Here is a 6,590-nt window from a genome sequence, read left to right as displayed (position 1 = left end):
ACGCCTTCTGCCTTCACGCGCCGCAGCAGTTCGGGCGGCAGGCTCAGCGAGCGCACATATTTTTTCTCGCTGAGGTACGTCACACGCGGCGCTTCCTGAACAGTCGGCGCGGCGTCGGGGTCGGCATTGCGGCTGGTGCTGGTGCTGTCGCCCGCGCTGACCCGGTGCAGCACAACCTGCCCGACCACGCCCAGCAGACTGTAACTGAGCGCAAACAGCAGCAGCGCCCCGCCCCAGCTGCCCAGCGGCAAAAAGGTTTCGCGCAACCGGGGCAGCAGGCGGTCATAGCTGGCCCGCCGGAACACCCGCAGGTACACCAGCCAACCCCCGCTCAAAAGGCCCAGCCACAGCAGCCAGCGCCAGAGCGTGTGCCAGGAAGCCAGCAACGAAAAGAGCATGTCTGTGAACGTCTGCACCATAAAAACCCTCCCGCGACCGGGGCCGCAGCGACAGTTGAAGCGTGATGTGTAACTTACTCACACAGAGCAAAGGGGGCGTCCCTCTTTAGTTGCAGGGGTTAATTTGGAGCGGGCAGGAGATATACGGCAGTTCGTTTTGGGCGACGTGAGTTGCCCCTGCACATTTAGGCGGGTGATTTGGCACTCTACGCCAGACGTGCTATCTTCATCGGCGCATTGCTGGTGCAGCGCAGCGTGAACGCTTGAACCTGGTCAGGACCGGAAGGTAGCAGCCATAAGAGATGATTCGCGGGTGCCGTTGCTCCCCGGCAATGCTTTTTTTATGCCGTGCCTGGCAGCGCTTTAGCGGGTTTTGGGCAGCAGCACCAGCGCCTGCACTTCCCGCACCTTGGCCAGGTCGCGCAGCCGCTCGCCGTCGAGGTCGCCCGCCTGGGCCAACGCCTCGGCTTTTTTCTTGTCTATGGTGGCGACTTCCAGGGTGGCCGCGTCGCCAAAGACTTCCCGGAAGCGCTCCAGCGGATACTCGACCCGGCGCGTGACCTTCAGCACGGCGCGGTACAGGTCGGTTTCGGCCTCTTCGCCCGCTTCCAGGGCGGCCTTAACCTGCTTGCCCAGTTCCTCTTTTTCGGCCTCTAGGCCCAGCAGGGTATCGCGCAAAAGGGCGTAGCGTTCCAGCAGTTCCGACAGGGTGGGGGGCGTTTCCGGGTTGGTCACTCCCCTAGCTTAAGGCAGGCCGCTAACATACGGCCATGAACCACGACCCTATCCCGGAACTGCTGCCCGGAGAACTGAAGCGGCGCGTGCTGGACGCCATTCGGCGCGGGGCCAGCATGCAAGACATCGCCGACCTGAAAAACGCCGATGTCAGTACCCCCGAAGACGCCATCCGCGCCCTACAAGACGGCAACGCCCGCTTTTTCAGCGGGGAGGCGGGGCGTCCCGAACTGGGAGCCAACGAACGCCGCGCCCAGATCATGGGGCAGACGCCTTTTGCCGCCATTCTGGCCTGCTCAGACAGTCGCGTGCCGGTGGAACTGGTGTTCGACCAGGGCTTCGGGCAGCTGTTCGTGGTGCGCGTAGCAGGTAACGTGGTTGGGGAATCGGGGCTGGGCACGCTGGAATACGCCATCCGCCACCTCGACGTGCATCTGATCGTGGTCATGGGGCACGAGGGCTGCGGCGCGGTGGCTTCGGCGCTGCTGTCCCCCGAACAGATCGCTCTGGAACCGGAAAACCTGCAAAAGATCATCGCCCGCATTCGTCCCAGTGTCGAGCGTCTGCCACCAATCCGCGACAAGAAGGCCCGGATGCGCGAGGCGGTCATCAACAACGTGCGCCGTCAGGTCAACATCCTGCGCGAACAGAAAGTGATTATGGAAGCCGAGGCCAGCGGCCAGATTCGGGTGATCGGGGGCTTCTATGAGATCGGCTCGGGCGCGGTGGACTTTCTGATTGAGCCGGAGGACCTGAAGCCGTAAGCGTCGGCGGATTCAGGCCAGTGGACGCTGCTGGTACAAGTCCACGACCCGGCGGAGCAGTTGCAACCCTGTCGGCAGGCTGCTCAGCTGCACCCACTCTTCCAGGCGGTGGGCGTTGCCGCCCCGGTAGACCCCGAGCGTTAGCGCCGGAAGGCCATGCGGCACGGCGGCGTTGGCGTCGGTGCTGCTGGCGGCCAGTCTCAGGTCGCCTGGTCTCTGGTCGCCCAGCCGCGCCTCACGGGTCGCCAGCTGCGCCATTTCCAGCAGACGGCCCGAATTGAGGTCCCCGCCGGGGCGGTCTCCGACCTGTTCGAGCGTAACACTGACATCCGCTTTCTGGGCCGCCTTGAAAATCACGTCCTGGGCGCGGGCGGCAAGGTCTTCCAGAAGTTTGGCATCCAGCGAACGCAGATCGAGCAGCAGCTCGGCCCCGGCAGCGATAGAGTTGATGCTGTTGCCCCCCGAGGCCAGCCCGACGTTCAGGGTGGTGCGCGGCGTAGGCGGCAGGCGCAAGTCGTACAGGCCACTGATGGCCCGCCCCAGCGCGTGCAGCGCACTCGGCCCCTGGTCGCCCCAGGAATGTCCCCCCGGCCCAGCAAACACGGCGCGGTAACGCCGCACGCCCACGCCCTGCGTCACCGCTACCCCCAAATACCCGTCGATTGCCAGCAGCGCCCCGAGCGATTGGCGGTGCTGGGCCAGCAGATATTTTGCGCCGCGCAAATCGCCCAGACCTTCTTCACACACGTTGGCAGCTACCCACAGGGGCCGGGTCAGCAAGTCGGTGCACCCGCGCAGCTCACGCAAAAAGGCCGTAACGACCGCCAGACTGGCGCTGTTGTCCCCGACACCGGGGCCGATCAGCCGACCATTGTCCTCGCGCACCGTCACATCGGTTTCGAGCGGAAAAACCGTGTCCAGGTGCGCCAGAATCAGCAGGGCCGGGCGGCCCTCGGTACCCGGCGGAACGATCCGGGTCACCACGTTGCCGACCTCGTCTCTCTCGCAGCTGTACCCCAGCTCTTCCCAAAGTTCCGTAATCAGGGCTGCCCGGCGCGTTTCATCAAACGTTGGCGCAGAAGTCTGAGCGATACGCGACAGATAAGAAATGGGCATCGCGTGCGATTGTAACTGCCAGGACACCGCCAACGGAAGGCGACTGACCCGGCCAGCCGTAAAAAACCGCCCATAGGGGGCGGCCTTTACATTCAGAGGGCGGAAATTACGAGCGGAGCATCCGGCTGCCGATCGCGGCGGCGAGGCCCACCAGGCCAGCTTTAATCAGCGGATTGCCCAGGGCGCCGCCGGGCGCAAAGGCGGCTTCGAGCGGACTGGGCCCCTGGGGCTGCGGCTGGGCCTGAGCCACCTGGGTGTAGGCGTTTACGAGGTCGGTGTCGTCCTGGTGGTTGACAGCCTGCACGGGGTTCGCCGGACTCTGGACAATGGCGCTGCCCACCTGCTGGCGCTGCTCGGGCGACAGACCGCTGACGTAGTCCTTCAGAATCTGGTTGCGCTCCTCGGGCGAGGCGCTGCGCATGTAATCCTGAATATAAGCGGCGGCTTCCTGGGGGCTGACGACCCCATCACCGTTGGTGTCGCGGGGGTCGGCGGCGTTGGCCATTTGCTGGTGGCGGTCAGTCTGATCGAAGAACATGTCTTACCTCCTGAGGCTTAAAGTGCGTTTGTACTTTTATGCGCCTTTAACCCTAAAGAGGTGCGGCTTAAGGCGGGTGAGGGCACGCTTTATACGGTCTTATCCGTACCCGGCCCACATCCTCTGCGGCATGCTCTACAGTGGCCGTTATGCGCTCGCTCGTGCTGGTCGGTCACGGCTCTCACCTCAATGGGGATTCGGCCTCTGCGGTCTACCGGTACGCGGAACTGCTGCGGCAGCGCGGGCTTTTCGGTGAGGTCATCGAAAGTTACTGGAAAGAAGAACCCTCGCTGCGCCAGGTGCTCCGCACGACCAGTAGCACCGATGTCACGGTGATTCCCATGTTTATTTCGGAGGGCTATTTCACCGAAACCGTCATTCCACGCGAACTGGGTCTGGGCCACCAGGGGCCAGTGCCGCCCGGCGGGATCGCGCGGGTCATTGGCGGACACACGGTGCGCTATACCCTGCCCTACGGCGTGCATCCGGCCATGCAGCAGGTCATTCTGGAACGGGCACGCGAGGCCCTCCCGGAGTTCAGCGCCCAGGATACGGCCCTGATCGTGCTGGGCCACGGCACCACCCGCAACGAGAACAGCAACCGCGTCATCCATCAGAACGCGGCGGCGCTCCGTGAACTGGGACTGTTTGCCGAGGTACACGCCCTTTTTCTAGACGAGGAACCGAAGGTGACCGACTGGGCCAGCCGGATTCAGGCCCCGCGTATCATCGTGGTGCCCTTTTTTGCCTCCGAAGGCTGGCATACCCAGGAAACCATTCCCGAGGATCTGAACCTTTCGGGTCAACAGACCACCTTCACCGCCACGCCCCACGCCCCCCAGACGATCTACTACGCCGGGCCGGTCGGAACGCACCCAGCAGTGGCCCAGGTTATCTTCCAGATCGCTGAGGAAGCCAGCCAGCAAAGCAGTGGCGGCGACCTTGACCACACGCTGGTCGAGGCGTGGAATACCTTGGGTGAACGGGCCAGCCAGGGCCTGCGCGTGGGCGAGGTGCTGATCGTGCCCCACGGCAACCTGTACGAACTGCGCCACGTGCTCGACGAAGGCCGCGCCGCCAACGAACTGACCACCTACGTGACCCCCGAGGGGCTGCGTGACCGCATCCGTTTTGATGACAGCGGCACATACCGGCCTGTTAGGACTTTCCGGAACATGCCGAGGCACTGGCGGGCTGTGGTGGGCGCACACGACCTGCGCCGGGTTCTTCAGTACGTGTACCCCGCCGCCGTGGAAGAAACCCACGCCTACACCTGCCGCACGCTGCACTTCACGCCCTGGCCGACCACTGCCCGCCGTCAGACCGGGCTGTATGCCAGGGTGCAGAAGGTCAGCAGCGCCCAGGTCGAACAGGTGGCTGCAACCGTCTGTAGCCAGTGCCTGCGCAGCCGCCTGTGGGCCGCTGAACCCCTGACCCGCACCTTTCTGGAAGGGGTGCCGGGGGGCCTGCCCTGTGCCGAGGCCTGCACCTATCTGGTCGCCGCCGTGCGCGACTGGCAAAAGCAGCGTAAGCAGGAGGCAGGCACTTAGAGCAGTTGGCATGAAAGGCCACAAACAACGTGGTCTTTTATGCCGAGCGGGCGGGCAGGCCCCATACGAGTGCCTTTCTGACCAAGAAGCTGTTCTGGTCAAGAGGCCGTTTGGGATGGGTTCCCACAAATGGCGTAATTATGCAAGCTGCTCTAAACTCCTGCATTCACGCCCGTTCCATCACGCTTTCACGCCCGAGTGAGACAATAAACTGGATGACTGCCCCCGCCCCGACCCCTGTTCCCAGTCCGGCCAGACCCAAACGCCGCATTCCCCGAACGATCTGGGACCTGATTTTCACCCTGCTCATCCCAATTCTGATCCTGAATCCCAATCTGCTGGGCGAAGGCATCGGCATTTCCAGTCTGCTGGGCAGCGGTGAAGCTGGAAATATCCGTGCTTATCTGGTGGCGGCCCTCATTCCGGTGGCCTACGTCATGTGGGACATCCTGGTCAACCGCAATGTCAGCCCGGTGGCCCTGATCGGCGGGGCCGGGGCACTCATGAGCGGCGCACTGGCCTTCTGGTACGTGGACGGCTTCTGGTACGCCGTCAAGGACAGCGCCCGTTCCTATCTGACGGCAGTTCTGTTCCTCATCAGCGCGGGCACCCGTGTGCCGCTGTTCCGCATTTTTCTGGACGCCGCCAGCATCGGTGAAAACGACACCGACCGCGCCGCCACCCAGCAGGCCATGCGCGACCCTGGCATCCACCGGGGGCTGGTACTCGGAACCGTGGCCTTTGCCCTGATCGATCTGATCGGGGGGCTGGTCAACAGCGCGGTGAATTACGGGCGAGTCACAGCCAAGTTCGGCTCGGACGCCTTCAACCAGCAGATTGCCGAGGTGAACGCTGTCATGCGCGTGCCGGGCCTGCTGATTAGCCTGGCCGGAGTCGCCGCCGCCATCTGGTTCGTGCAGCGGGCGGTGAAGCAGCGTTACGGGGCCGAGGCCAGCCTGCTCGAACCGTCCAAACTGGCAGCAGCTATGCGCGAGCGGGGCGAACTGACCAGTTGAAGTTCTGCGGGTACTGTCCGGCACCAGCCCTGAATAGAGACCCGGGCCGCCTCAGCGCACGCTCAGTGTTAGACGTCCCAGTGTCAGATGCCACTGTGGAGCTCTGCACTGTGCGCCCGGCGTTTCTGGTAAGCCCCGGTCAGCAATTCCGCCACGTACTCCCTGATAAACGGCATGTCGCTTGCCTCGGCGGTTCTGATTTCCTCGTCGCGGTTATACGTCAGGCGCACGAAACTGGCGCTGTGGGCGGGGCTATGCTCGTCGAATTCCAGAATGAGGTACGACGGCAGGGTGCTGTCGAGCGGATTGCCCACGCTGCCACAGTTGATCAGCGGGCGGCCCTCGACATCCAGCAGCAGGGCCTCATGCATGTCCGCATACACCAGGGCATCGACGTGCTCCTTGAGGCCAAGCTGTGGCTGAGGCATGAACGCTTCCAGCTGATCGTTGAGGCTACTGTGCGGATACAGGCG

The 6,590-nt window shown here is 63.7% G+C and carries 8 protein-coding genes and 1 other RNA gene; 4 read left to right on the top strand and 5 right to left on the bottom strand.

The window, feature by feature from the left end; translation table 11 throughout:
* Window positions 1–419: hypothetical protein (locus QZ269_RS11320; protein WP_291426811.1), on the bottom strand; the 419-nt coding region annotated here is incomplete at its 3' end.
* A 216-nt stretch (window positions 420–635) separates the two neighbouring features.
* Between QZ269_RS11320 and ffs the strand changes: the two genes are divergently transcribed.
* An RNA gene (ffs, locus tag QZ269_RS11315) (signal recognition particle sRNA small type) lies at window positions 636–734 on the top strand.
* 27 nt (window positions 735–761) lie between these two features.
* Here ffs and QZ269_RS11310 read toward each other — a convergent pair.
* Window positions 762–1,133 carry a hypothetical protein gene (locus QZ269_RS11310; RefSeq protein WP_291426810.1) on the bottom strand — a complete coding sequence of 124 codons (372 nt, stop codon included), beginning with the start codon at window positions 1,131–1,133 and terminating at the stop codon, window positions 762–764.
* A gap of 35 nt (window positions 1,134–1,168) precedes the next feature.
* On the opposite strand from QZ269_RS11310, the gene QZ269_RS11305 reads away from it, so the two are divergent.
* Entirely contained in the window at window positions 1,169–1,897 is a 729-nt protein-coding gene (locus QZ269_RS11305) for a carbonic anhydrase (RefSeq protein WP_291426809.1), read from the top strand.
* A 12-nt stretch (window positions 1,898–1,909) separates the two neighbouring features.
* On the opposite strand, the gene QZ269_RS11300 is transcribed toward QZ269_RS11305, so the two are convergent.
* A complete protein-coding gene (locus tag QZ269_RS11300) occupies window positions 1,910–3,013 on the bottom strand; it encodes a M20/M25/M40 family metallo-hydrolase (protein ID WP_291426808.1) in 1,104 nt (367 codons plus the stop codon).
* A gap of 106 nt (window positions 3,014–3,119) precedes the next feature.
* Window positions 3,120–3,551 carry a hypothetical protein gene (locus QZ269_RS11295; protein WP_291426807.1) on the bottom strand — a complete coding sequence of 144 codons (432 nt, stop codon included), beginning with the start codon at window positions 3,549–3,551 and terminating at the stop codon, window positions 3,120–3,122.
* 101 nt (window positions 3,552–3,652) lie between these two features.
* Between QZ269_RS11295 and QZ269_RS11290 the strand changes: the two genes are divergently transcribed.
* The gene (locus QZ269_RS11290; RefSeq protein ID WP_291426812.1) at window positions 3,653–5,101 is read left to right on the top strand and encodes a CbiX/SirB N-terminal domain-containing protein; all 1,449 of its coding nucleotides are present in this window, start codon (window positions 3,653–3,655) and stop codon (window positions 5,099–5,101) included.
* Between the two features lie 215 nt (window positions 5,102–5,316).
* The gene (locus tag QZ269_RS11285) at window positions 5,317–6,117 is read left to right on the top strand and encodes a VC0807 family protein (RefSeq protein WP_291426806.1); all 801 of its coding nucleotides are present in this window, start codon (window positions 5,317–5,319) and stop codon (window positions 6,115–6,117) included.
* Window positions 6,118–6,200: 83 nt separating this feature from the next.
* Here the strand turns inward: QZ269_RS11285 and QZ269_RS11280 are convergent.
* Window positions 6,201–6,590: metallophosphoesterase (locus tag QZ269_RS11280; RefSeq protein ID WP_367272285.1), on the bottom strand; the 390-nt coding region annotated here is incomplete at its 5' end.

This window comes from Deinococcus sp., from assembly GCF_018260405.1.
Lineage (GTDB): Bacteria > Deinococcota > Deinococci > Deinococcales > Deinococcaceae > Deinococcus.
This window is presented reverse-complemented; position numbering and strand designations above follow the sequence as displayed.

What these genes read in the sequence shown, in the direction of transcription:
- QZ269_RS11305 (WP_291426809.1), top strand. Translation starts at nt 1,169, where the DNA reads ATGAACCACGACCCTATCCCGGAACTGCTGCCCGGAGAACTGAAGCGG.
- QZ269_RS11300 (WP_291426808.1), bottom strand. Translation starts at nt 3,013, where the DNA reads ATGCCCATTTCTTATCTGTCGCGTATCGCTCAGACTTCTGCGCCAACG.
- QZ269_RS11285 (WP_291426806.1), top strand. Translation starts at nt 5,317, where the DNA reads ATGACTGCCCCCGCCCCGACCCCTGTTCCCAGTCCGGCCAGACCCAAA.
- QZ269_RS11295 (WP_291426807.1), bottom strand. Translation starts at nt 3,551, where the DNA reads ATGTTCTTCGATCAGACTGACCGCCACCAGCAAATGGCCAACGCCGCC.